At 69.0% G+C, this 25,234-nt stretch carries 26 protein-coding genes; 18 read left to right on the top strand and 8 right to left on the bottom strand.

The window, feature by feature from the left end; genetic code table 11:
• Positions 1-73 precede the first annotated feature (73 nt).
• The 5 genes from DW298_RS07525 to DW298_RS07510 form a co-directional block, all read right to left on the bottom strand.
• Positions 74-1,018, bottom strand: a complete 945-nt coding sequence (locus DW298_RS07525) for a hypothetical protein (protein WP_136041824.1) — start codon at positions 1,016-1,018, stop codon at positions 74-76.
• Between the two features lie 97 nt (positions 1,019-1,115).
• The gene (locus DW298_RS19290) at positions 1,116-1,274 is read right to left on the bottom strand and encodes a hypothetical protein (RefSeq protein WP_156027153.1); all 159 of its coding nucleotides are present in this window, start codon (positions 1,272-1,274) and stop codon (positions 1,116-1,118) included.
• 35 nt (positions 1,275-1,309) lie between these two features.
• Entirely contained in the window at positions 1,310-2,080 is a 771-nt protein-coding gene (locus tag DW298_RS07520; protein WP_240745052.1) for a 3-keto-5-aminohexanoate cleavage protein, read from the bottom strand.
• A complete protein-coding gene (locus DW298_RS07515) occupies positions 2,077-2,304 on the bottom strand; it encodes a DUF2188 domain-containing protein (protein WP_136041823.1) in 228 nt (75 codons plus the stop codon). The genes DW298_RS07520 and DW298_RS07515 overlap by 4 nt, the downstream gene beginning before the upstream one ends.
• Before the next feature lie 95 nt (positions 2,305-2,399).
• Entirely contained in the window at positions 2,400-3,587 is a 1,188-nt protein-coding gene (locus DW298_RS07510) for an aminotransferase class I/II-fold pyridoxal phosphate-dependent enzyme (protein WP_136041822.1), read from the bottom strand.
• Positions 3,588-3,827: 240 nt separating this feature from the next.
• On the opposite strand from DW298_RS07510, the gene DW298_RS07505 reads away from it, so the two are divergent.
• The 15 genes from DW298_RS07505 to DW298_RS07440 all read left to right on the top strand — a co-directional run bounded on the left by DW298_RS07505 (position 3,828) and on the right by DW298_RS07440 (position 20,163).
• The gene (locus DW298_RS07505; protein ID WP_136041821.1) at positions 3,828-4,850 is read left to right on the top strand and encodes a LacI family DNA-binding transcriptional regulator; all 1,023 of its coding nucleotides are present in this window, start codon (positions 3,828-3,830) and stop codon (positions 4,848-4,850) included.
• A gap of 360 nt (positions 4,851-5,210) precedes the next feature.
• Positions 5,211-6,182, top strand: coding sequence for an ROK family protein (locus DW298_RS07500; RefSeq protein WP_136041820.1), 972 nt, complete (start codon positions 5,211-5,213; stop codon positions 6,180-6,182).
• The gene (locus DW298_RS07495; RefSeq protein WP_136041819.1) at positions 6,179-8,017 is read left to right on the top strand and encodes a class I mannose-6-phosphate isomerase; all 1,839 of its coding nucleotides are present in this window, start codon (positions 6,179-6,181) and stop codon (positions 8,015-8,017) included. Before DW298_RS07500 ends, DW298_RS07495 begins: the two co-directional genes overlap by 4 nt.
• Before the next feature lie 153 nt (positions 8,018-8,170).
• The gene (locus DW298_RS07490; protein WP_136041818.1) at positions 8,171-9,439 is read left to right on the top strand and encodes an ABC transporter substrate-binding protein; all 1,269 of its coding nucleotides are present in this window, start codon (positions 8,171-8,173) and stop codon (positions 9,437-9,439) included.
• A gap of 7 nt (positions 9,440-9,446) precedes the next feature.
• Complete coding sequence (locus DW298_RS07485) at positions 9,447-10,322, top strand: sugar ABC transporter permease (protein ID WP_105711773.1); 876 nt, start codon at positions 9,447-9,449, stop codon at positions 10,320-10,322.
• Complete coding sequence (locus tag DW298_RS07480; RefSeq protein WP_136041817.1) at positions 10,322-11,134, top strand: carbohydrate ABC transporter permease; 813 nt, start codon at positions 10,322-10,324, stop codon at positions 11,132-11,134. The genes DW298_RS07485 and DW298_RS07480 overlap by 1 nt, the downstream gene beginning before the upstream one ends.
• A gap of 28 nt (positions 11,135-11,162) precedes the next feature.
• On the top strand, positions 11,163-13,283 hold the full coding sequence (locus DW298_RS07475; protein WP_205820286.1) for a hypothetical protein: 2,121 nt from the start codon (positions 11,163-11,165) through the stop codon (positions 13,281-13,283).
• Between the two features lie 72 nt (positions 13,284-13,355).
• Complete coding sequence (locus DW298_RS07470) at positions 13,356-14,531, top strand: DUF4185 domain-containing protein (RefSeq protein WP_240745051.1); 1,176 nt, start codon at positions 13,356-13,358, stop codon at positions 14,529-14,531.
• Entirely contained in the window at positions 14,528-15,256 is a 729-nt protein-coding gene (locus DW298_RS07465) for an SGNH/GDSL hydrolase family protein (protein ID WP_136041814.1), read from the top strand. Before DW298_RS07470 ends, DW298_RS07465 begins: the two co-directional genes overlap by 4 nt.
• Before the next feature lie 276 nt (positions 15,257-15,532).
• A complete protein-coding gene (locus DW298_RS07460; protein ID WP_029263097.1) occupies positions 15,533-15,775 on the top strand; it encodes a ribbon-helix-helix protein, CopG family in 243 nt (80 codons plus the stop codon).
• Positions 15,772-16,143, top strand: a complete 372-nt coding sequence (locus tag DW298_RS07455) for a type II toxin-antitoxin system RelE/ParE family toxin (RefSeq protein WP_136041813.1) — start codon at positions 15,772-15,774, stop codon at positions 16,141-16,143. Before DW298_RS07460 ends, DW298_RS07455 begins: the two co-directional genes overlap by 4 nt.
• Positions 16,144-16,177: 34 nt before the next feature.
• Entirely contained in the window at positions 16,178-18,508 is a 2,331-nt protein-coding gene (gene purL / locus DW298_RS07450) for a phosphoribosylformylglycinamidine synthase subunit PurL (RefSeq protein WP_136041812.1), read from the top strand.
• Complete coding sequence (locus DW298_RS19285) at positions 18,505-18,660, top strand: hypothetical protein (protein WP_168429579.1); 156 nt, start codon at positions 18,505-18,507, stop codon at positions 18,658-18,660. Before purL ends, DW298_RS19285 begins: the two co-directional genes overlap by 4 nt.
• Before the next feature lie 320 nt (positions 18,661-18,980).
• Entirely contained in the window at positions 18,981-19,304 is a 324-nt protein-coding gene (locus DW298_RS07445) for a cupin domain-containing protein (protein ID WP_136041811.1), read from the top strand.
• Positions 19,305-19,458: 154 nt separating this feature from the next.
• On the top strand, positions 19,459-20,163 hold the full coding sequence (locus DW298_RS07440) for a DUF2786 domain-containing protein (protein ID WP_168429578.1): 705 nt from the start codon (positions 19,459-19,461) through the stop codon (positions 20,161-20,163).
• 29 nt (positions 20,164-20,192) lie between these two features.
• Here DW298_RS07440 and DW298_RS07435 read toward each other — a convergent pair whose 3' ends face one another.
• Complete coding sequence (locus tag DW298_RS07435) at positions 20,193-20,765, bottom strand: TetR/AcrR family transcriptional regulator (RefSeq protein ID WP_136041809.1); 573 nt, start codon at positions 20,763-20,765, stop codon at positions 20,193-20,195.
• Positions 20,766-20,834: 69 nt separating this feature from the next.
• Here DW298_RS07435 and DW298_RS07430 point away from each other — a divergent pair, with 69 nt between their 5' ends.
• The 3 genes from DW298_RS07430 to DW298_RS07420 all read left to right on the top strand — a co-directional run bounded on the left by DW298_RS07430 (position 20,835) and on the right by DW298_RS07420 (position 24,647).
• Positions 20,835-23,381 carry an MMPL family transporter gene (locus tag DW298_RS07430; RefSeq protein WP_136041808.1) on the top strand — a complete coding sequence of 849 codons (2,547 nt, stop codon included), beginning with the start codon at positions 20,835-20,837 and terminating at the stop codon, positions 23,379-23,381.
• A gap of 283 nt (positions 23,382-23,664) precedes the next feature.
• Entirely contained in the window at positions 23,665-24,009 is a 345-nt protein-coding gene (locus tag DW298_RS07425) for a TraR/DksA C4-type zinc finger protein (RefSeq protein ID WP_136041807.1), read from the top strand.
• A gap of 200 nt (positions 24,010-24,209) precedes the next feature.
• A complete protein-coding gene (locus DW298_RS07420) occupies positions 24,210-24,647 on the top strand; it encodes a VOC family protein (RefSeq protein WP_136041806.1) in 438 nt (145 codons plus the stop codon).
• 15 nt (positions 24,648-24,662) lie between these two features.
• Here DW298_RS07420 and DW298_RS07415 read toward each other — a convergent pair whose 3' ends face one another.
• Together DW298_RS07415 and DW298_RS07410 are read right to left on the bottom strand one after the other, a co-directional pair.
• On the bottom strand, positions 24,663-24,929 hold the full coding sequence (locus DW298_RS07415; protein WP_136041805.1) for a type II toxin-antitoxin system RelE/ParE family toxin: 267 nt from the start codon (positions 24,927-24,929) through the stop codon (positions 24,663-24,665).
• On the bottom strand, positions 24,926-25,186 hold the full coding sequence (locus DW298_RS07410) for a type II toxin-antitoxin system prevent-host-death family antitoxin (RefSeq protein ID WP_136041804.1): 261 nt from the start codon (positions 25,184-25,186) through the stop codon (positions 24,926-24,928). The genes DW298_RS07415 and DW298_RS07410 overlap by 4 nt, the downstream gene beginning before the upstream one ends.
• Positions 25,187-25,234: the final 48 nt, after the last annotated feature.

Raw genomic sequence — 25,234 nt, 5'->3', positions numbered from 1 at the left:
TCTTTCTGGGAGGGAGTCGAGCGACGTCTGTGACGCTAGCAGACCCCCGGGGAGTACCTCGGTCGGGGTGCGTTCAGACCGCTACGTCGGGCGCGGCGTCGTTCACGACCGCCGGCGTCCGATCCGGCTCGACCACCATCCGCACCACCGTGCCGACCACCCCGATCACGAACGCCACCATCACCGGCTGCCACACCTCGGCGAGCACCATCGGGAACACCCCCACCGACGCCCTCATCATCTCGGGAACATCGCCGTCGAGCACCCGCATGCCGAGTCCGTACTGGATCGCCGTGAACAGCGCGGGCAGGATCCACAGCGCGAGCAGTCCTGCGACCCAGACCACGATCCGCCACGCCGGCCGCACTCCGCACCACACCAGCGCCGCACCGACGACGATCGCCGGCAGCCAGGGCGACAGATAGGGCAGGAACACCGGCGGGAACGCGTCGCCCGTGACGGCCAGGAAACAGCGGCCCACCCAGGTGCCGAACGGCACCGCCGCGAGCACCACACCGAGCGCGACCACGCCGACCGAACGCCGCGACGTCATCCAGCACCCCAGCTGCGCGAGGAGAATCGCCGCGACCACACCACCGAGGAGCCCGGCGAAGTAGAGCATCACCCGGCTGTCGCCACCGCGCCCGAGCCCGAGCCCTCCTGCCAGCACAGCGAAGCTCTGCACCACCGCGATCACGTGCACGAGCAGCACCCCGAGCGCCGCGGGCCACACGGCGACCGCGCGACGGCGCGCCACGAAGTGCAGCACGAACCCGGCGAAGACCCCACCGAGCAACAACACAGAGAAGAGCAACGTGGCGAAGTACTGGCTCAGCGGCAACAGCACGAACGGCATGTCCTCGGGCATCGTCGCCGTCGCCCACAGGTTCTGCAGCGGAAGGATGCCGCCGCCGATCAGCCAGGGCAGAATCCCCAGCACGCCCCCGCCGACGCCGATCGCGAAGGGCAGGGCGCGAGCGCGCGCGGGCTGATCGGCAGCGGGCGATATTTCGGTCATGGGGAGACCCTGCCAGATGGAACCCGCCGCTCAAGGCAGGCGCGACCGAATCCGCGAGCAGACGACGACACCCGCCGTCCGTCGCTCCGCCCGCTGCTCAGACCTGACCGGGACGCCCGTCCCTCGCCATCGCCTGCCGGTGCGACGTGAGAGCCGCACGCACGGCCGAGTAGATCACCAGCCACGTGATGAGGACGCCGATGAGGATCACGGCCGACCAGAACAGGATGATGAGGAGGATGCTGTCGCCGAACATGGCTTCAGGATGCCGCAGACCCACGGCTCCTCGCGTCAGACTCCCCGCATCCGCTCCACTGCCGCGCGCACCAGGGCCGCATTCCCCGGCGCCGTGCTCCCATCGGGAAGCAGCAGTGTGTCTTCCAAGCCGATGCGCGCATCCACGCCGAGCTCGACCGCGAGGTCGAACAACGGCCACGTCGAACCCTCCTCGCCGTGCAGCAGGATGGGCAGATCGGGCTCCTCGAGCGACACGTGCGCGATCATCCCCTCGGCGTGCTCGCGAACGGTCTCGGCCGGCTCATCCGGAAGCTCGATCAGAACCCGCAGGCACCGTGCACGCACGGGCGAGCGCTTCCACACCTCGAAGCCCGCCGCATCCCACAGCCCCGCTTCGACCGCGACGCCTCGCCGCAACAGCAGGGCCGCCACTTCATCGGCACCGGACTCATGCCAGTTGACGGATGCGTGGTCGGGCAGCTCGGTCCACGACTCGATCGCGGCCAGGCGACGCTCGACGTCGGGCTCGGCCCACTCCCCGGTCGTGACCCCGACCGGAACACCCGGCGCCGCTCGACGCACCGCCGCGACCCATCGCGCGACATCGTCGGCCGCCAGGCTGTCTCGCCCGGCCGCATCCTTCGGATGCACGTGCACCTCGCGGGCACCGGCGGCCACGGCCCGGGCGGCATCGTCGGCGACCACGCCCTCATCCAGGCTCAGCCACGGATGCTCCGCCGGATCCCTGGCACCGTTGACACATGCCTGCAACAGCATCCGTCGCTCGGACCCGGCAACGGGTGTCGATTCGGGCGGCACGCTCATCCGATCAGGTCTCGCGGGTGACGCTCGTACGCGCTCTCATCCTTCGACGGCCCCTCTTCGGTGCGCACCGTGTGGGCTACCTGCCGCGCCATCGCCGCACCACGAGCGGCCTTCACCGCCTCGGCCTCGGTCTCGAAGCTCGCGCCCAACGTCTGCGATTCACCCTCGATGCGGTTGAACCAGATGCCATTGCGTTGGAACGTCTCGATATCACCTGCAGCCATGCGGGATCCCTTCTCTCGCCTCCCTTTGTACGACAGAAGACCGACAACGGCAGAGCCCCTTGACACCTTCCGCGGAGGTGTCCGATTCGATCGCCTCAGCGCGCGGAGCCGGCCCGCCGCACGGCATCGCCCATCGCCGCGAACGCTTCTTCGAGGATCGGGCGCGGAGTCGCGAACACGACCCGGACGAAGCCTTCGGCACCCCGCCCGAGCAGCCGACCCTCTGTGAGCACTACCCCGGCCTGCTCGCGGAAGAACTCCGCCGGCGGCCCCGGGATACCGAGCGCACGGGTATCGATCCAGCCGATGTAGGTCGCCTCGGGGACCCGGTACACGGCGCCGGGGAGATGCTCCGCGACCAGCGCGGCGAGCTCCCGCCGCGACCCGTCGAGGTAGTCGAGCACGTCCGACAGCCAGGGCTTGCCCGCCCGATACGCGGCCGTCGAGGCGACCACGCCGAGGGTCGAAGCCCCGTGCTGCACCGCGAACCCGAACCGCTTGTACAGCTGCTGATCCGTCTCGTTCGAGGTGATGAGCTGCGCGGTCTTCAGCCCGGGGATGTTCCACGCCTTCGACGCGCTCGTGCCGGTCACCGTGTGCGCGGCCGTCGCCTCCGACACCGACGCGTACGGCACGAACGGCGCGCCGTCGTATCGCAGCGGCGCGTGGATCTCGTCGGCGAACACCCGGCCGCCGTGCCGCTCGACGATCTCGGCGATGGCCTCGAGCTCTTCGCGGCCGACGATCGTTCCGGTCGGGTTGTGCGGGTTGCACAGCACGAGCGTCCGGGCACCGGCGGCGAACGCCTCATCGATGCGCTGCAGGTCGTGCTGCCAGCGTCCGTCGACCTCCACACCGGGAACTTCGATCACCGGATGCCCGATCGCCGGCAGATATGTCAGAAACGGCATATAGGCCGGAGTCGGCACGATCACTGGCGAACCTGCGGGCGCATACTCCTGCACCGCGACGCCGAGAGCCGCCATCACATCGGAGACCGGATGCACGCGCTCCGGGTCGACCGCCCAGCCGTACTCCCCCTGCATCCACTCGGCGGTGGCCTCACCCAGCTCTGCGGCCTGCGGCGGAGAGAGGTATCCGAGGTTCTCGTCGTCGACCGCCCGGTGCAGCGCCTCGGCGATCTCGGGCGCGACCCCGAAGTCCATCTCCGCCACCCACGCCCCGATGCGACCGGGGTGCAGACTCCACTTGCGGCTCTGCGGCCTGTCGAGGAAGAGGCGGGTGCGTTCGTCGAACGGATGCGGTGAGGTGTGCGCGGTCATCGTCGTGGTTTCCGGTGGCTCAGCCGACGGCGTTCGTACAGGACGGGCGCAGGGCGCGGATTCCGGGCACGGGAGACTCCATTCACAGCGGGGTCCATCCAATCTACGGACGGTCCGGCGCGGTCGCACCTCGCGTTTCCGTGCGTGACGGTGGGCGCGGCATCCCGCGACGGCCCCGCGGATCCCAGAACCCGCTGGTAACGTTCCCTAGATCGCAGGCACGACACTCCGGAGGGCAGGATGAGCGAACGCACGCGCCGCCCGACCGTCAAAGAGGTCGCCATCCGTGCGGGCGTCAGCCCCATGACCGTCTCGCGCACGCTCTCGGGCGGACTCAACGTCAAACCCGACGTGCAGCAGCGCGTCATGGAAGCCGTCGCCGAACTCGGCTACCACCGCAACGAGAACGCCCGCAGCATCCGCCCCGGCCACAGCAGCGGACTCATCGGCGTCGCGATCACGAACATCGCCAACCCGTACTACAGCACCTTCGCGCTCGGCGTCGAAGAGGAAGCCGCACTCACCGGCCGCCGCATCCTGCTCGGCAACACGTCGGAGGATGCCGTGCGCGAGGCCGACCTGGTCGGCGACTTCCTCGGTCGCCGCGTCGACGGGCTCATCGTGGTCCCGGCCGGCCCCAGCTCGGCCCACCTCGCACACTCGCAGAACCAGGGCGTGCCCGTGGTGCTCGCCTCGCGCCGCATCGACGGACTCGCGGTCGACAGCGTCGTGCTCGCCGACGACGACGGCGCCTACCGCGGCACGATCGCGCTCATCGACCACGGCCACACCCGCATCGGCTACCTCGGCAACGCCCTGTCGATCTTCACCGGTGAACGCCGATTCGCCGGCTACGTGCGGGCACTCGAAGAACGCGGACTCGCCGTCGACCCGCACATCGTCGCCGCCAACCAGCAGACCGTCGATCAGGCCCGTGAAGCCACGCGCGCACTGCTCGGCGCCGAGCATCCGCCCACCGCCATCTTCTGCGCCAACAACCGCAACGCCATCGGCGCGCTCAAGGAGATCAGCACCCAGCTCGACGCCGGACTGCGGACGCCCGCCGACTTCCCCGAGATCATGAGCTTCGACGACTTCGAGCTCGCCGAACTCTCGCCGGTGCCGATCAGTGTGATCGACCACGACCCGCGCGAACTCGGCCGCACCGCCACGCGCCTGTTGCTCGACCGCCTCGACGGTGGGGACGGGGACACCGCGCCGCGCGAGGTCGAGCTGCCGGTGTCGCTCCGCAGCGTGCGCTGACTCGCCGCGGGGCGGGTGGGGCGACGACTCGCGCCGAGGTCGGACGATTCGCCGAGGGTCGGACGATTCCCGGACGATTCGTGACGAAAAGTCGGCGAATCGTCATGATCTCGGCGAATCGTCGCCGCGAGGGGCTCGGAAGGCCCGTCGGGGGTTCGGACACCCGTCGGGAGTTCGGACACCTGTCGGGAGTTCGGACACCCGTCGGGAGTTCGGACACCTGTCGGGAAAATCCCCGCCAGGAGGCCGTGCACTCGGCAGAACTTCCCGACATCCGGTCGAGTCTTGACACCCCCACCCCTCGTTGATAACGTTACCAATCACCGACGAGGCAGTCGGATGACGCGACGAGGAGGCCGGATGGAGCTGTGCATCGATTTCGGGGGCACCGAGATCAAGCTCGCCGTGACCGACGGCAGCCGTGTCGTCGCAACGGGCAGCATTCCCGTCCTCGGCAGCCCCGCCGACCTGCCCGCCGCCGCCGCCGAAGCACGCCGACTCCTCGCCGAGACCGACCTCGCCGAGACCGGCCGAACCTCGACCGGCCGAACCGAGACCGGCCGAACCTCGCCCGACCCCGCTGAGACCGACCCCGCCGAGACCGGCCGAACCGCGGATGCAGTCGCCATCGCCGTCCCGGGCGTCGTCGACCCCCGCACCGGACGGATGCTGCACGCCAACGCCAAGTACGACTTCCTCGAGGACTTCGACCTGAACACCTGGGCGCTCACCGAGTTCGGCGTCCCCGCCGTGGTCGAGAACGACGCCAGGGCAGCCCTGATCGGCGAGACCTCGACCGGCAGCGCGGCCGGCGAGCGCGATGCGGTGCTCGTCACGCTCGGCACCGGCATCGGCACCGCCGCCCTGATCGACGGCACACCCCTGCGCGGACGCACCGGGCATGCCGGCATCCTCGGCGGACACCTCACGGTCGACCTCGAAGGGCCGGTCTGCCCGTGCGGGAATCTCGGATGCGGAGAGGCGCTCGCGAGCACGTGGGCGCTCCCCGCCGGCACCACCATGACCGAGGTCTTCACGACCGACGCGCACCCGGAGATCCGCGACCGCTTCCTGCACGTGTGGGGCGCGGTCGTCACCTCGCTCGTGCACTCGTACGACCCGGCGGTGGTGATCCTGTCCGGCGGGATCCTGCGCGCGGGCGACGCGGTCCGCGCCCCGATCGAAGCCCACGTCCGCGCACACCTCTGGCCCTCGATGACGCCGCCGCGCTTCATCGTCCCGCCCGAGCCCGAACTCTCCGTCGCCCGCGGACTCAGCATCCTCGCCCGCGCCACGACCACACACACCGCCACACCGCAGGAGGAACAGTGACCACCCCGATCAGCGACATGCACGAAGGGCACACCACCCGAGGTCGCTACGACACCCAGCCCACCGTGGCGCTCCCCGCGGGCGAGCGCATCCTCCGCGGCACCGAGGGCTGGACCGCCGCCGCCGAACTCGCCGAGGCCTGCGCCCGCGTGACCGGCACCGCCCCGGTGCTGCTGGTGGACGCCTATCCGGGAGTCGACATCCCCGCCCTCACGACCGCCGTGCGCGCGGCCCTGCCGGACTGGACCGTGGTCGACGTCGAGACCGCCGCCCGCCCGGTCGCCGAGGTCGAGCAGCTGATCGCCCCGAACCTCACCGACGACCGCGTCTTCGGTGTGATGAGCCACTTCACCCTGACCGACTTCTACGACGCCGCGAAGCTCGATGCCCTCGCGGGCAGCATCGCGCAGAACCCGACCGTCGTGATCGGCTGGGGATCCGAGCTCCTCCGCCCCCGGCTCGACGGCGCCGCAGCGACCGTGCTCGTCGACATGGCCCGCTGGGAGATCCAGCTGCGCCAGCGCAAGGGCGCCACGAACTGGCGCGCGGACAACGCCGCGGAAGACAATCTGCGTAAGTACAAGCGCGGGTTCTTCGTCGAATGGCGCGTCGCCGACCGCCACAAGCGCAGCCTGTTCGACACGGTCGACTTCGTGCTCGACGGCAACGCGATCGCCCCGGCCGAGCAGCATCCGGACTCCCCCGAAGCCGGCATGATCACCGGCACTGCGTTCCGCCAGGCGTTGAAGGATGCCGCGCACCGGCCGTTCCGCGTCGTGCCGTTCTTCGACCCCGGAGTGTGGGGCGGGCAGTGGATGAAGAACCTCATCGGCCTCGACCCCTCGAAGGACAACTACGCGTGGTGCTTCGACTGCGTGCCCGAGGAGAACTCCCTGCTGCTGGAGGGAGAGGGCGGCGTGATCGAGATCCCCGCACTCGACCTGGTCTTCCGCCGCCCGGTCGACCTGCTGGGCCCGAAGACGTTCTCCCGCTTCGGCGCCGAGTTCCCGATCCGCTTCGACTTCCTCGACACGATGGACGGCGGCAACCTCAGCCTGCAGGTGCACCCGCTGACCGACTACATCCAGAACACGTTCGGCATGCACTACACGCAGGACGAGAGCTACTACATGCTCGACGGCGGCGACGATGCCGTGGTCTACCTCGGCACCAAGGAGGGCATCGACCGCACCGAGATGCTGCAGGATCTGGCGACGGCGCAGGACGGCGAGCATCCGTTCCCCGCCGACAAGTACGTCAACTCGTTCCCGGCCCGCAAGCACGACCACTTCGCCATCCCGGCCGGGACCGTGCACTGCTCGGGCGCGAACTCGATGGTGCTGGAGATCTCGGCGACGCCGTTCATCTTCACCTTCAAGCTCTGGGACTGGGGCCGCGTCGGCCTCGACGGCATCCCCCGCCCCGTGCACCTCGACCACGGCGCCCGCAACATCCAGTGGGACCGCGACACCACCTGGGTCGGCGACAACCTCCTCGGCCAGGTGAAGACCATCCGCACCGAGGGCGACGTGACCGAGGAGAGCACGGGCCTGCACGAGCTCGAGTTCATCGAGGTGCGCCGGCACTGGTTCGCCGAGGGTGCCGACCACGACACGGAGGGCACGGTCAACGTGCTCAACCTGGTCGAGGGGGATGAGGTGCAGGTCGTCAGCCCGACCCACGCCTTCGAGCCCTTCGTCATCCACTACGCCGAGACGTTCATCGTCCCGGCCGCGGTGGGCGCGTACCGGATCGAGCGCACCGAGAACTCGCGCAGCGCCCGCTTCGCGACCGTCAAGGCGTACGTACGCGGCTCGCGCACGAGCGACAACTGAACACGCACCGAACACAGCAACCCGAAGCAGCACCCGCAATGACGCAGCACCCGCGAGGATCCCGCGAGGGAATCCCTTGCACCGCACTCATCACCTTGGTAGCGTGAAACCAGATTTTCTGGTAACGATACCAAACGAACAAGGGAGTTCTGAATGATTTCGCGACGCACGATCGCCGCTGCCGCGGCCGGTCTCCTCCTCGGCACCCTGGCTCTGGCCGGATGCTCCGGCGACTCCGGATCCGGAGACGCCGGCGAGGTGACCGGCACGCTCGACTTCTACACCGACAAGGCGGCGTGGAAGCCCGACTTCGAGTCGCTCAACGAGGTCAGCGGCGACGCCGTCGACATCACCCTCAAGACCACCGGGTACTCGGACGCGAACCAGTACGACGCCTTCATCAAGCAGTCGTTCCGCACCGACAAGTCGCCGGGCCTGTTCACCTGGCACACCGGCGACTCGCTCAAGCAGCTGGTCGACGAGGGCCTGGTCGCCGAGACCACCGACATCTGGACCAAGGCCGTCGACGAGGGCTGGGTGAGCGAAGACCTGCGCGACAGCTACACGTTCGACGACAAGCAGTACTGCGTGCCGATGAACATCGCCTACTGGATCATGTTCTACAACAAGGCCGCCTTCGCCGACAACGGCATCGAGGTGCCCACCAGCTGGGACGAGCTGAACGACGCCGCCGGGACGCTGAAGGATGCCGGGGTCACCCCGTACTACCAGACCAGCGTGCTCTTCACCTTCCAGTGGTTCCAGCACCTGGTCGCCTCGACCGACCCCGACCTGTACGCCGGCCTCACCACGGGCGACGTCAAGTACACCGACCCCGAGATCGTCGACGTCATGAACCTGTGGCTCGAAGAGCAGGAGGCCGGCTGGTTCAGCGACGCGGGCAGCACCACCGATCCCGCGGTCGGCCTCAAGCAGGGCGACTACGCCATGATCAACTTCGGCACGTTCTTCGCGGGCAACCTCGAAGGCGCGGGCATGACCACCGACGACTACGGGATGTTCGCGATCCCGGCCGTCAGCGACGACCTCGACGCCACCCCGGTCGCCGTCGAGTCGGGCCCGATCTGCACGGCCGAGAACTCGAAGCAGCGCGACCTCGGACTCGCCTACGCCGAATGGTGGATGTCGCCCGACGCGCAGACCGCCTGGAACGACGCCCACGGCGACGTGGCGTTCAACCCGAAGGCGAAGGTCGCAGACCCCGCGCTCGCCGAGCTCGGCACCGAGATCGCCGGCGACGACTACATGCTGTACGACCGGTTCTTCGAGGCCATGCCGACCGAGATCGTGACCACCGCGATCGAGCAGTTCGGCGCCTTCAACGCCAACCCCGGCGACCCGATGCCGTTCCTGGAGAAGATCCAGGCCACGGCTGACAAGTACTGGGCAGAGCAGGAGTAAGCACCGGATGGCGCATCAGAAGTCGCCGTACCAGTGGTCCGCCCGGGGCTTCATCGCCCCGGGCGTGATCCTGGTCGCGGTCCTGCTCTACCTCCCCCTGCTGTGGACGGTCTTCCTCAGCTTCACGAAGTACAACGGCCTCGGCAGCCCCGACTGGATCGGGCTCGACAACTACGTCGAGATGTTCACCGACGGCGACTTCGTGGGCTCCGCGATGAACACCGTGCTCTGGGTGATCGGCACCCTGATCATCCCGGTCGGCATCGGCCTGGCGATCGCGCTGCTCACCTGGAACCTCGGCGGCGGCATCTGGCTGCGCCTCCCCTTCCTCATCCCCTACGCCCTCTCCGGCATCGGCGTCGGCGTGGTGTGGTCGTTCATCCTCTCCTCGGGCGGAGCGCTCGATCAGGCCCTCGCCGCGTTCGGCGTGACCGACCCGCCGCGGTGGCTGCTGGATGCTCCGCTCAACACGATCGTCATGATCATCGCCTCGTCGTGGCAGGGCGTCGGCGTGAACGCGCTGCTGTTCACCATCGGCCTGCAGGCCATCCCGAAGGAGCCCCTCGAGGCCGCCCGCATCGACGGCGCCGGCGGCGTGCGCCTGTTCACCAGCATCCTCTGGCCGATGCTCCGCCCGCTCACGGCCGTGGTCGTCGGACTCTCGATCGTCGCGAGCCTGAAGACCTTCGACATCGTCTGGGGCATGACCAAGGGCGGACCGGGCACCGTCTCGGAGACCCTCGCGCTGACCATGTACAAGGAGACGTTCGTGAACAGCGACTACGGACTCGGCTCGGCGATCGCGGTGTTCCTCACCGTCATCACCCTGGTCGCGTCGGTGCTGTACCTGCGTCAGCAGCTCTCCCCGAAGAAGGAGATGTGATGTCGAAGATCATCCGCACCGCCGTGCTCGTCATCCTCGGACTCGTGTGGCTGCTGCCCGCGTACCTCCTCGTCGTGAACGCGATGAAGGACCCGATGACCTTCACCTCGAAAGAATCCTGGATCCCCACCGACTTCCACCTGTTCCAGAACTTCGCCGACGCGTTCGAGCTGTCGGGCCTCGGCGACAGCATCCTCAGCACCCTCATCTACTCGATCGTCTCGCCGACCATCGCCGTGCTCGTGGGCGCCGCGGCCGGATACGCGATCGTGGCCCTGCGACTCAAGCGCGGCTTCCTGTGGTTCGTCGTGATCTTCGGCGGCACGGTGTTCCCGCTGCAGATGGTGCTGCTGCCGCTGTTCGACGCCTACTCGCGCATCGGCCTGTTCGACACCCGCGTCGGCATGGTGATCATCTACACGGTGATCTCGATCCCGTTCTCCGCCTTCGTGATGCGCAACTTCTTCACCGGCGTCGCACACAACGTGTTCGAGGCCGCGGTGCTCGACGGCGCCACCACCTGGCGCATCTTCGTGCGGCTGTACCTGCCGATGGCGTCGAGCGCGCTGGTCGCGATCTTCATCCTGCAGGCGACGTTCGTGTGGAACGACCTGCTGCTCGGCCTCACGCTCAGCCAGTCCGACGACATCCGCCCCATCATCACGACCCTGTCGGGCATGCAGAGCACCTACGGCGGCGCGCAGATGTCGGTCGTGCTCGCCGCGGCCGTGCTCGTCTCGCTCCCCACCGTGGTGCTGTTCCTCTGCACCCAGCGGTTCTTCGCCAAGGGCCTCGCGCTCGGCCAGTACTGACCCTCTCTCCCGCCCCTCGAAAGGCATCATGCATCTGCTCATCCCCACCGTCGAGGACCTCGCCGCCGACGCCGTCACCCACCATTACGACGACATGATCGCGCCCACCGGCCTGACCAACATGTTCGGGACCGTGCGCGTCGATCACGACCTGACCGCGATCAGCGCGGTGCAGTTCCCGCCCGTGTCGCAGGGACTCACGCAGACCGCGGTGCTGTTCGTCGACGGACGGCTGTTCGCCTCGTACGGGGCGCCCGTGACACACGAGTGGCGGGCGGATCGGGTGGTGCGGCGCGCCACCGTCGGCGACCTGGAGATCGAGACCACGACGGTGTGCGTGCCGGGGAAGACGGCGGTGGCGATCGACATCGCGGTGCGGAACACCGGATCGCAGGATCGGGAGGTGCGGATCGGGCTCTCGGCCGCGGCACGGGTCACGCGCTCGCAGGAGGCCTGGCTCGACGCGGAGTCGCCCTCGGAGCGCGACACCGCGACCGTCGACGGCGAGCGCCTGGTGTTCTCGTCGGCGGATGCCGCGGCCTGGAGCGTGCAGGGGCTGGCGGGCGGATCAGCGGTGCTGAGCGGAGTGGCCGACCTGCCCGAGGCGTTCGATACGGGCATCGGCGGGAACGGGCGCGGCGGCGAGTTGGCCGTGGTGCTCGCCGTGCCGGACGGGGGCGTCGCGCGCACGGCCTACGTGCAGGCGGTCGGGATCTCCGAGGACGATGCGGCGCGCGCGTACGACGCCGTCGCCGCGGATGTGCCCGGTGCCGTCGCTGCGGCCGAGGAGTTCTGGAACCGACAGCTGCACGCCGCCTTCGACCCCGACGACGGGGAGTTCTCCGGCGCGCTGCCGGTGCTGGAGACGGCATCCGCGCCGCTCCGCCGCCTGTACTGGTGGGCGGTGCTGGGCGTGATCTGGTTCCGCCGCGACTTCGCCGGGAACGTGCTCGGCCGCTCGTACGACACCCTCATGCCGAACTACTGGGGCACCACCACGTTCATCTGGGACTACAGCCTGAGCTCGGTCAGCCATGCGCTGCTCGACCCCGCCGAGATGCGGAACCAGGTGCGGCACTGGATCTCTCTCGACATCCACTCGCACTTCGGCACCTCCTCGCTCACCGGCGGGCCGGTCGGGCGCTGGTACTCGGTGAACGACTACGCCATGACCCGGCTCGTGCACGACTACGTGCGCTTCACCGGCGACACCGCGTTCCTCGACGAGATCGTCGGCGATCAGACCGTCGCCGAGTCGGTGCGGCAGTGGGCGATGGCGTGGAAGGAGTTACGCCGAGACACCGCCCTGGCCGATTACGGAGAGATCGACAACCTGCTCGAGTGCGTGAGCTCGTACACACACGAGGTCGCGAGCCTGAACGCCGCGAACGTGTGGAGCATGCGCACGGCCGCCTCCCTCGCCGACCTGCAGGGCGACGCGCCGGGCGGTGCGGAGCTGCGCGCCGAGGCCGACGCCCTGCTCCCGGCCGTGATCGAGCGCTACCTCCCGGGTGAGGGCATCTTCGCCGCCGGGCAGCCCGACGGCACGATGCTGCCGGTGCGGCACTGCTACGACTTCAGCGTGGTCGGCACGACCGTGGCCGACGACCTCGCGCCGAGCATCCGCGACGAGATGGTCTCGTTCTTCCAGCGCGAACTGCAGACCGACAACTGGATGCGCGCGCTCTCGCCGTGGGACCCCGACGCCAGCTACAGCCCCCGACCCGACCATCAGTGGAACGGCGCCTACCCCGCCTGGCCCGCGGATGCCGGACGCGCGCTCGCCGCTCTCGGTGCCCCCGAGGTACTCACCTCGTGGGTCGAAGGGTTGTCGCGCACGGCGAACCAGGGCCCGATGGGGCAGGCGCACTTCGTCGAGGAGGCCGTGCCCGGGATCAACGGCGGCGCGCGCAAAGCCCCGCCGCAGCTGCCGTACATCATCGACTGGTCGTGCTCGTCGTCGGGCGCCTGGGTCGAGCTCGTGATCGAGGCCCTCTTCGGCGTCTCGGTCGCGACCGACGGCACGGTGCGCGCGGCCGGCTGCGTCGCCGCACTCGACCCGCATGCGGTGCTGCGCGGGCTGCGCGTGGGCGAGAAGACCTACGACATCGACGCCTCGGGAGGGATCGCCGAGACCGCCGGGCGCTGAGCACGACCGCCGGAGCACTGCACGACCCGCAGGACCACGCTGTACCCACACGAACACGAAGGAGTGATCGAGATGAGAAGACGCATGATCACGGCGGGTCTCGCCGCCGCATTCCTGTGCGCCGGAGCGCTGTTCGCCGCCCCGGCGAGCGCGACGGTTCCGGCCGGGGGCGGACATGGCGGCGGGCACGGACCCGGCCAGTGCTCGCTGGTGGACAAGACGCTCACGGCGACATCGACTGTGAACCAGAACCTGACCGAGACCTTCACGACCTACGGGAACACCGGCGGGGAGTGGACCGGCGGCGACAGCACCTACTCGCTGCCGCTCGGCAAGGGGAAGACCGGCTGGTTCTTCTCGGACACCTTCCTCGGCACCGTGAACCCCGACGGGTCGCGCCCGACCGACTCGCCGTTCGTGAACAACTCCGTCGTGGTGCAGGACCGCCGCGGCGACCTCACCACCATCACCGGCGGCACCCCCGAGGACCCGGCCGGCATCATCCCGCCCGAACCCGACGGCAAGTGGTACTGGATCGGCGACCCGACGCCCGGCCGTCACGGCACCGTGCAGGTGCCGCTGCTGCAGTTCGCGCGCACCGGCACCGGGCAGTGGGACTTCGCGTGGACCGCGAACCGCCTCGCCACGCTCGACGGGCAGACCCTGCAGCTCGAGGGCATCGTGGATCTGCCCTCGGCCACCGGCATCAACTGGGGGTCGTGGACGCTGGAGGAGCGCGGCACGACCTACATCTACGGCATCGCCGACCCGGGCGGCGTACGCTCGGCGTACGTCGCGAAGGTGCAGGGCAAAGACGGCCTCAAGGGCACATGGACGTACTGGAACGGCACGACCTGGGCCGCGAACGAGGCGGATGCCGTGCCCGTGGTGCCCTACGTGGCCAACGAGTTCAGCGTCGCCCCCTTCCGTGACGGCTACCTGTTGGTGACGCAGGACACGTCCGAGCTGTTCAGCACCCGCATCGTCGCGCGCACCTCGTGCTCGCCGACGGGTCCGTTCACCGATCCGGTCGAGCTGTACCGCACGCCCGAGACCGGGGCGCTCGGCAGTTACGGAGACCCCGACGTGTTCACCTACAACGCGCACGAGCATCCGAATCTGCGTCAGGGCAACCGCATCCTCGTCTCCTACAACGTGAACACGTTCGACAACGTGGGTGACGTGTACGACGACGCCTCGATCTACCGGCCGCGGTTCATCGACGTGCAGCTGAAGGTCACCGGATGACGGATGATCGCGCGGCGCTCCGGGAGCTGCTCGCCTCCGGAGCGCCGGTCACCTGGGTGTTCACGGGCGACTCGATCACCCACGGCCTCATCCACACCCGCGGTGCCCGCAACTACGTCGATCACCTGCACGAGCTGATCCGCGGCGATGCCGGACGGGTGCAGGATGCCGTGATCAACACCGCGATCACGGGGTGGCGGGCCGACCTGATCCTCGGGGACTTCGACCGTCGCGTGGCGCACTGGCGGCCCGACGTGGTGACGCTCATGATCGGCACGAACGACTGCACGACGGAGTGGCTCGACCCTGTGATCGAGATGTCGGCGTTCGCGGAGTCGATCGCGGAGTTCGTGCGGCGGGTGCGGGCGCTCGGTGCGGTGCCCGTGCTGCAGACGCCGCCGACCGTCGACCTGCTGCACGCGCCCGACCGCGCCCGCATCGGCGAGTTCGCCCAAGCGGTCCGGGATGTGGCCGCGCGGGACGTGGTGGTCCTGGTGGATCAGCACGCCGCGTTCGCGGAGTTCTCGGCGGGGACGGGGCCGGGCAACGAAGGCATGCCGTGGGGCCTGCTCGACGACGCGTTCCACCCGAGCGCGGCGGGGCACGCCCTGCTCGCGCTCCGGTGGGCCGAGGCGGTCGGGGTCGGCGGCGCCGGGTCGCCCGTGCTCGCGGATCTCACCGCGCGGGTCGCTGTGGCACGGCATCCGCAGTGGCCTCCCGCGTGACGGTCGGCGCGCGGGGCGGCGTGCTCGGTTGGGGCGGTACACCTGTCGGGAGTGTGGCCGGATGCAGGGGCGAAAGCGCGCAAATCTCCCTACATCCGTCCGCACTCCCTGCATCCGTCCCGGCTCTCTACATCGGTCGACTCCCCCTCCGGATTCCGGGAGTTTCGCGACCTTTCCTCATTCACTGCAACTGAGCGGCCACGGGGCAGAGCCGGTGCCGGCGATGACGTTCACTAGTGCAATGACAAACTTTGCCATCGGTATTAGCGTGGAGGTATGGCCACGATGAACATCTCTCTTCCGGACGCGCTGAAGGACTTCGTCGAAACGCAGGTGGCCGAGCGCGGCTACAGCAACAGCAGCGAGTTCATGCGTGAGTTGATCCGCCATGAGCAGGCCCGCGAGCAGCTGCGATCCCTGGTTGTCGACGGGATGACGTCGGGGCCGGGTTCCGAAGTGGACCAGGCGTACTTCGATCGCCTCCGAGACCGCGTCCACGCAGACGCCGCCGACGCGTGACTGCGGGGCGAGTCGTCTCCACCAGGCGGGCGGATGAGGACATCGACGGCGCGGTCGCGCGCTACCTCGGCGAAGCAGGGCCGCCGGTCGTGATCGCGTTCATCGACGACCTCCAGCATGCGATGAGCCGGCTCGCTGCGTATCCCTCGCTGGGATCGGCGCGCTTCGAGCTGGTGACCGAGATTCCCGACATCCGCGCCTTCCCTCTTCGAAACCATCCGTACCTCGTCATCTACACCGATGATCCGGACGCCGTGCGAGTCCATCGCGTGCTTCACACGAGGAGAGACATCGCTGCCGCCCTCACCGAGAGCGATCTGACCGCCCGCGCTCGCGGGAGAGCCTCGCCACCCGCGCCGGTAGACTGAGCATGCCCCGCCGGCCCCTTCCTTTGGAGTGCGCGTGACCACCGCCCCTGCACCTTCCCACCAGCACGTCCCCGACTCCGTCGAGAACGCGATCGCGACGCCCGAGAAGGAGCAGCCGTACGCGGCCCTCGGACTCAAGCCCGACGAGTACGAGCGCATCAAGGAGATCCTCGGCCGCCGCCCCACGTCGGGCGAGCTGGCGATGTACTCGGTCATGTGGTCGGAGCACTGCTCCTACAAGTCGTCGAAGAACTACCTGCGCCGCTTCGGCCAGAAGGTCTCCGACGAGATGAAGGAACGCCTCATGGTGGGCATGGGCCAGAACGCGGGCGTCGTCGACGTCGGCGAGGGCTGGGCCGTCACCTTCAAGGCCGAGTCGCACAACCACCCGTCCTTCATCGAGCCCTTCCAGGGTGCGGCGACCGGCGTCGGCGGCATCGTCCGCGACGTCATCTCGATGGGCGCTCGCCCGGTCGCGGTCATGGACGCCCTGCGCTTCGGTGCGGTCGACCACCCCGACACCGCCCGCGTCGTGCACGGCGTGACCAGCGGCATCAGCTTCTACGGCAACTGCCTGGGCCTGCCGAACATCGGCGGCGAGACGGTCTTCGACTCCGTCTACCAGGCCAACCCGCTCGTGAACGCGCTCGCGGTGGGCGTGCTGCGTCACGAAGACCTCAAGCTCGCCAACGCGACCGGCGTCGGCAACAAGGTCGTCCTGTTCGGTGCCCGCACGGGTGGCGACGGCATCGGCGGCGCCAGCATCCTGGCCTCCGACTCGTTCGACTCGACCGGCCCGACCAAGCGCCCCGCCGTGCAGGTGGGTGACCCGTTCGCCGAGAAGGTGCTCATCGAGTGCTGCCTCGAGCTCTACCGCGGTGAGCTCGTCGAGGCGATCCAGGACCTGGGTGCCGCCGGCATCTCCTGCGCGACCAGCGAGCTCGCCGCCAACGGCAACAGCGGCATGAAGGTCTCGCTCGACAACGTGCTGCTGCGCGACCCCACGCTCACGGCCGAGGAGATCCTCATGTCGGAGTCGCAGGAGCGCATGATGGCGATCGTCGCTCCCGAGAAGCTCGACGCCTTCCTCGAGGTCGTGAACAAGTGGGAGGTCGAGACCTCCGTGCTCGGCGAGGTCACCGGCGACGGACGCCTCATCATCGACTGGCAGGGCGAGCGCATCGTCGACGTCGACCCCTCGACCGTCGCCGTCGACGGCCCCGTCTACGACCGTCCGGTCGCGTACCCGACGTGGATCGACGCCCTGCAGGCGGATGCCGCCGAGAACCTGCCCCGCGCGAACGACCCGGAGACGCTGCGCGAGCAGTTTCTCGCCCTCGTCGCCTCGCCGAACCTGGCCGACACGAGCTGGATCACCAACCAGTACGACTACTACGTGCTCGGCAACACGGCCCTGAGCTTCCCCGACGACGCCGGCATGATCCGCGTCGACGAGGAGTCGGGCCTCGGCTTCGCGATCTCGACCGACGCCAACGGCCGGTACTGCCAGCTCGACCCGTACGCGGGTGCGCAGCTCGCCCTGGCCGAGGCCTACCGCAACGTCGCCGTCACCGGTGCCGTGCCCACGGCCATCACCGACTGCCTGAACTTCGGCTCTCCCGAGAACCCCGAGGTCATGTGGCAGTTCGGTCAGACGGTCGACGGCCTCGCCGACGGCTGCTACGAGCTCGGCACCCCGGTCACCGGCGGCAACGTCTCGTTCTACAACCAGACCGGCGACGTGCCGATCCACCCGACCCCGCTCGTGGGCGTGCTCGGCATCATCGACGACGTCTCGCGCCGCATCCCCTCCGGATGGCAGGACGAGGGTCAGAACATCTACCTGCTCGGCACCACCTCGACCGAGCTCTCGGGTTCGGCCTGGGCCGACGTCGTGCACGACCACCTCGGTGGCCTGCCGCCCAAGGTCGACCTCGCGGGCGAGAAGCGTCTCGCGGGTCTGCTCTCGGCCGCCCGTGACGAGTGGCTCATCTCCTCGGCGCACGACGTCTCCGAAGGCGGCCTCGCACAGGCTCTCGCCGAGGGCGTCATGCGCTTCGGTGTCGGCGCCCGCGTCTGGCTGAACGAGATCATCGAGAGCAACGGCGTGGATGCCGCATCCGCCCTGTTCTCCGAGTCGACCGGCCGCGTGATCGTGACCGTGCCGCGTGAGGACGACGTGAAGTTCCGCGGACTCTGCGAAGGACGCGACTACCCCGTGATGCGCATCGGCGTGACCGACACCGAGGGCGCGAAGCTCGAGGTGCAGGACGTCTTCACCGTCTCGATCGCCGAACTGCGCGAGCGCTCGCAGGCCACGCTGCCCTCGTACTTCGGTCCGACGGTCACGGAGGTCAGCGCATGAGCGACCTGAGCCGGCAGAACCCGAACGAAGAGGACTACGGCGACCTCGGCGAGAAGCGCAACCGGCGCATCCGCATCGTCGCCTGGACCGTCATCATCGCGCTCATCCTCGGCGGTGGCGGCGCGACCGTGATCACGCTCATCCTGGGCTGAGGCGGCGGCTCCGGGCCGCTGGCGCCTCCGTCGTGCGTCGCTTCCGTGGGCAGCGGCGCCTCCGTCGTGCGTCGCTTCCGTCGGCATAAAGCAGTTCCCGCGGCCTCTTCGCGCCGAGAAGGCCGCGGCAGGCGTAGTTGGCCGAGGACGGCGCGGCTGGAGTCGCACGGGCGGCGCGCGTCGCTTCCGTCGGCAGAATGCACTTCCCGCGGCCTCGCTGCGGGCAGAAGGCCGCGGCAGGCGCTTTTCTCCGCAGGAACAGTCCTGACTCTCGACGCCGTCGCGCCGCGCGCGTACCCTCGGGCGGGAACGGAGGCACCATGACCATCCAGCCCAGAGACGTGGCCCGCGATGAAGACATCGAGGGATACCTGCTCGGCTCGCCCGTGAGCATCATGCGCGAGTTCATCACGACTCCCGGTCGAGGACCGCGACTGCATCAGCATCCGTATGCCGAGACGTTCGTCATCCACCAGGGCCGCGCGCTGTTCACGGTCGGCGACGAGCAGGTCGTCGGCGTCGGCGGTCAGATCCTCGTCGTCCCCGCACTCGTCTCCCACCGTTTCGAGGTGCTCGATGGCGGCACGTACGAGGCGACCCACATCCACGCGAACGACCGCTTCGTCACGGAGTGGCTCGAGTAGTCACGGCATCCGCTCGTACTCGCGACCGGCAACCGCGGAGCAATCCTCCACAGGTCATCCGAGAACAGCCTTCTCCCCACTCGTCGTGATCGCCCCTCTGAATGCGGGTGCCCCCGCGGAGGATACGAAGCATCACACCACCAAGGGGGATGCCATGACCGAGGCGAAACTCGATCTGATCACGAAACTGCTGGCGAAGGCCGAGAGCACGACGCCGGAAGAGGCGGAGGCTCTGACCGAGCACGCCGAGCGGCTGATCGTGAAGTACGGCATAGATCAGGCCCGTATCGACGAGCGTCGCGGTCGACTCGGGAAGGCTCAGGAGCAGATCGTTCACGAGCGGATGCTGTTCAGCGGCGTGTACGCCCGGGATCTGCAGGAGATCGGCTCGGGAGTCGCGCAGGCGCTGGGCACCGTGCGGCCGCTGGGTATCGACATCTCCCCCGGCGCGGCTCTCCTCCTGGTCGGGCATGCGTCCGACGTCGCGCAGGTGCGCACCCTCACGGCGAGCCTCGAGGTGCAGGCGATGGTCGCGATGCGGAAGTGGTGGTCCGTGCACCGCGAGATCTACGGGCGGCACACGGAATCCGAGAAGCGGCGCGCGCGCAGCGGCTTCCTGCGAGGCTTCGCCCGGGGCGTCATGAGCCGCATCCAGGACAGCCGACGATCGATCGTCGAGGAGGCCGGCACCGGCACCGCACTCGTCTTGGCCTCCCGCCGCGATCGAGTGGACGAGGCGGTCGATGCGATGGCGACCCGGCACGCCCGGCCGCGGCGCAATCCCGATGCCGGTGCGTTCGCGTTCGGGCACCGGTCCGGCCGGGAAGCGCAGACCGGCGAACGAGGCCACCTGACGTGACCGCAATTCCGTGTGCCATCCGCCCGCACTCAGCGGCGGAGGAGGTACCCGACCAGCTCGACGACCGCCGCGGAGTCCCGGGCTTCACGGCCGAGGGACTCCACGATGATCGCCCCGAGGATGGCCCTCCCGATCTGGGCGACCGGCGCATCGGCCGGCAGCTGCCCGTCTCGGATGCCGCCGCGCAGGCGCTCCGACAGATGCTGCTCGACTCCGAGACTCTCGCTGAGATGCACTCCGACGTCGGCGTCATCGGCGGCTGCGGCGACGAGCGACCGCAGCAGCGCATCACCCTGGGGCGCCTCCAGGATCGACAGCACCGAACGCAGCCAGCTCTCGACGTCGGCGAGCAGGTCGCCGGTGTCGGGCACGACGAAGTCCACAGGGATCAGACGCCCGTCCACGAGGCAATCGGCGATCAGTGCACCGCGCGAGGGCCACCAGCGGTAGATCGTCTGCTTTCCGACGCCGGCTTCCTTGGCGATGCCCTCGATCGTGAGCCGGTCGTACCCCTGCGCGTGGAAAAGTCGCGATGTCGCATCGAGGATCGCCTCGCGCGCCGCCGTGCTGCGCACAGGCCCGCTCCGATGCTCGTTTACCATGCGTTCAGGATAGCCACAGATCGCTAGACGAGACGTGCCGTATGATCTTTGAGTCTGAAGGAGACCACTGTGGCATCACTGCTGTACCGTCTGGGTTCGTTCGCTGCGCGCAAGGCGTGGACGGTGATCGTGTCGTGGATTCTGATCCTCGGTCTCGGCGTCGGCGCCTTCCTCACCCTCGGGGGCACGCTGAGCAACAGCTTCGACATCCCCGGCACCGCCTCGGGCGAGGTGACCGACGAGCTCGCCGAGAAGCTCCCGGATTCCGCCGGCGGCACCGGAACGGTCGTCTACCGGACCACCGACGGTTCGGCGTTCACCGACGAGCAGAAGCAGGAGATCTCGGACCTCGCTGCCGGCGCGGAGGACCTCGACGGAGTCGCGTCCGTGATCGATCCGTTCGACGCACAGCAGCAGCAGGCAGATCGGGCCCAGGAGCTGGCCGACGGCGAGAAGCAGATCGCCGACGGCCGCACCCAGCTGGATGCCGCTCAGACGCAGATCGACGAGGGCAGAGCCCAGATCGAAGCCGGTCTCACGCAGCTCGCGGCCGCCCGCACCCAGGCGGAGCAGGCCGGCGCCGGTCCCGAGCAGCTCGCCGCCCTCGACGCCCAGGTCGCGGCACTGAACGCCCAGGCCGCCGAACTCGAAGCGCAGAACGCGAAGCTCGATCAGTCCCGCATCACCCTGCAGGAGAACGCCGACCAGGCGGAGCTGGGCTCGACCCTGCTCGACCTGGCCGATGGCATCGGCGTGGTGTCCGAAGACGGCTCGACCGCCATCGTCAACGTCTCGTTCGTCGACCCGCGCCTGGAGCTCTCGGAAGAGGTCAAGCAGGGCACGATCGATCACTTCGCCTCCGCTCCGGTCGAGGGGACCGAGGTGGACTTCGGCACCGACATCGCGCAGGGCGTGCCCGAGATCTTCGGCGTCGGCGAAGCGGTCGGCCTCGTGTTCGCCGCGATCGTCCTCATCGTGATGCTCGGCTCGCTCATCGCCGCAGCCCTCCCCATCGTCACCGCCATCGTCGGCGTCGGTGTCGGAGTCACGGCATCCCTCGCCTTCTCCGGTGTGGTCGACATGGCCTCGGTGACCCCGGTGCTGGGTGTGATGCTCGGTCTCGCGGTCGGCATCGACTACTCCCTCTTCATCGTCAACCGGCACCGCAAGCAGCTGCTCGCCGGCGTCCCGGTGCGCGAATCGATCGGCCTCGCCACGGGCACCTCCGGCACGGCCGTGGTGTTCGCGGGGACCACCGTGATCGTCGCACTGCTCGCGCTCAACGTGACCGGCGTGCCGTTCCTCGGCCTCATGGGCACGGTCGGCGCCGTGTGCGTCGCGGTGGCCGTGCTCGTCGCGATCACCCTCGCCCCCGCCATCCTCGGCCTCGTCGGCGACCGTCTACTCAGCCGTCGCGCTCGCGCCACGGTCGGTCAGGAGCACGCGGCCGGCAAGCCCGTGAAGCGGATGTCGACCCTGCGCGCCGTCGTCACGACGCTCGTGAGCGTGGTCGCGCTGCTGATCATCGCGATCCCCGCCATGTCGATGCGGCTCGGCCTGCCCGACGGATCGAGCGAGCCGAGCGACTCGACCAGCTACCGCGCGTTCCAGACCGTCGACGAGCAGTTCGGCGAAGGGGCCAACGGCCCGCTGCTGGTCACCGCCACCCTCGACGACGCGGTCAGCGACGACGACCTGCTCTCCACCCAGGTCACGATCGCGCAGGCCATCGCCGACCAGGACGACGTGGTGGCCGTCGCGCCGATCGCGGCATCCGACGACAACACCCTCCTCGCGTTCCAGGTCTTGCCGGAGGAGGGGCCGAACAGCGCCTCCACCGAGAAGCTCGTGCAGGACCTGCGCTCGATGCCGGCGGTCGGCGACGGGATCACTCTCGGCGTCGCCGGTCAGGCCGCGATCAACATCGACATCTCCGAGGCGCTGGCCGGAGTCCTGCCGCTGTACCTCGTGGTCGTGGTCGGGCTCTCGCTGCTGATCATGATCGTGGTGTTCCGCTCGCTGCTCGTGCCGCTCATCGCCACCGGTGGCTTCGTGCTGTCGCTGTTCGCGACGTACGGCCTGATCGTGGCGGTGTTCCAGTTCGGCTGGGGCGCCGAGGTCATCGGGCTGCACAGCACCGGGCCGATCCTGAGCTTCCTGCCGGTGATCCTCGTCGGCATCCTGTTCGGGCTCGCGATGGACTATCAGCTGTTCCTTGCCTCCGGCATGCGCGAGGCGTATGTGCACGGAGCCTCGGCGCGCGATGCCGTGGCCCAGGGCTTCCGCGCCGGACGCTCGGTCGTGACCGCCGCCGCCCTCATCATGGTGTCGGTGTTCGGCGGGTTCATCTTCTCGGAGTCGACCATCATCCGCTCGATCGGGTTCGGTCTCGCGTTCGGTGTGCTGCTCGACGCGTTCGTGGTGCGGATGCTGCTGATGCCCGCGCTCATGCACCTCCTCGGCCGCTCGGCCTGGTGGCTGCCGCGCTGGCTCGACCGCATCCTGCCCAACGTCGACATGGAGGGCGCGGCGCTCGAACGCGACCACCCCGGCATGAAGGCCGTGGCCGTTCCGACGACGACCGACTCGGTGCCGACGGCACGGCACTCGTCCTGAGAGTGCCCGGTGTCGGCGAGGAGTGTCGGTCGACGGGCAGTCTGCGTCGGGCGGAGTTCTCCGTGTCGGGAGGACGAACTGGGCTGAAAGCTCCGCCCGACGGGGAGTTCTCCGCCTGGCGGGAAGTTCTCCGCCCGACGGGGAGTTCTCCGCTTGGCGGGAAGTTCTCCGCCCGACGGGGAGTTCTCCGCCCGACGGGGAGTTCTCCGCCTGGAGGCCCGGGCGCCAAACGACACCCGCCGACGTCGACCCGGGTGTCGGTGGACCTGCCTAGAGTGAGGGCATGACCGCCCGGGAACGTCTGCTCGCACTGCGCGCTCAGGCCGAGGCGCGGGTGCAGGCGACGGCCGCGACCCTCGACGAGCTCACCCACGACCGCGAGAGCTCGAACGACGACGACGAGCACGACCCCGAGGGCGTCACCCTGTCGTCGGAGTGGTCACGGCTGACCGGGCTCGCCGAGGCCGCGGCATCCGAGCTCCGCCAGGTCGACGACGCGCTGGCCCGAGTGGATGCCGGCACCTACGGCGTCTGCGCCAACTGCGGCCGGCCGATCCCCGCGGGCCGGCTCCAGGCGCGCCCGTTCGCCGAGTACTGCGTGGCCTGCGCCGAGAAGCTCGGGCACTGACCCCGACTCCCCGTCCCCGCTCCCGTCATCTCCGCGCCATCCCGACTCCCCCGCCCGTCCGTCCCCGCACGCACAACTTCGGAGATCGCGAGCGACACGCCGATCACGAAGGGCATACGTCGGCGCGCCGGTTCCAGGATCCGAAGTTGTGCGGGAACTGCCCGGGGACACGGCGGGCGCGCGCGAGTAGCATCCCTCCCATGCCCATCACACTCGAGAACGTCGGGATCGCCGTGCGCGACCTGGAAGCGACCATCTCCTTCTTCACCGACATCGGCCTCACGGTGCTCGGTCGCGACGAGGTCAGCGGGGAGTGGGCGTCGACCGCGGTCGGACTCGACGGCAACCACGCCAAGATCGCCGTGCTGCAGACCCCCGACGGACGCGGCCAGATCGAGCTGTTCGAGTACATCCACCCGGACGCGATCGAGACGGAGCCGACCCTGCCGAACGAGATCGGCATGCACCGCATCGCCTTCTCGGTCGACGACATCGACGAGTCGCTCGCGATCGCCGCCCGCCACGGCTACCACCCGCTGCGCGGCGTCGCGAACTACCAGGACGTCTACAAACTCACGTATCTCCGCGGCCCCAGCGGCATCCTCGTGATGTTCGCGCAGGACCTCACCAAGAGCTGACGCCGGCAGCACACATCACAGTTCGCCGTACACGTCCCGACGATGCGCGACCCGGAACACGGTCACCACCACGACATCGTCGACGACCTCGTACAACACGCGGTGATCGCCGATCCGGATGCGCCAGGCATTGTCGAACCCGGTCAGCTTGCGGACTCCGCTCGGACGCGGCTCCTTCTCCAGCGCGGCGATGCCGGCGAGGATGCGACGCCTGACCTGGGGGTCGAGCTTGCGGATCTCCTTCGCAGCTGGCGCAGTGAATTCGACGCGATACGCCGTCACGAGAGCTCGGCGCGAAGATCGTCGAGCGAGATGCGCTCGCCGTCATCCGCAGCCTTCGCCGCACGGAACTCCGCCGCATCGCGCGCGGCCTCCAGTTCCTCCAGCAGCTCGAGATCGTCGACGCTGATCACGACAGCGGTGAGCTTGCCATGCCGCGTCACCCCGACGCGCTCCGACCCGTAAGCGACTCCACCGAGCACATCGGCGAGGCTGTCGCGAAGGTCCTTGGAGGGGATGCTGCGGGTGAGCGTGGTCATGTCTCCATTATAGGCATAATCACCTTTAGAGAGATTATGTACATACTT

Origin of the sequence: Microbacterium sp. A20 (assembly GCF_004794515.1) — a bacterium.
Taxonomy (GTDB): domain Bacteria; phylum Actinomycetota; class Actinomycetes; order Actinomycetales; family Microbacteriaceae; genus Microbacterium.
Note: the sequence above shows the minus strand (reverse complement) of the source record. Positions and strands in the feature narration are given on the sequence as shown.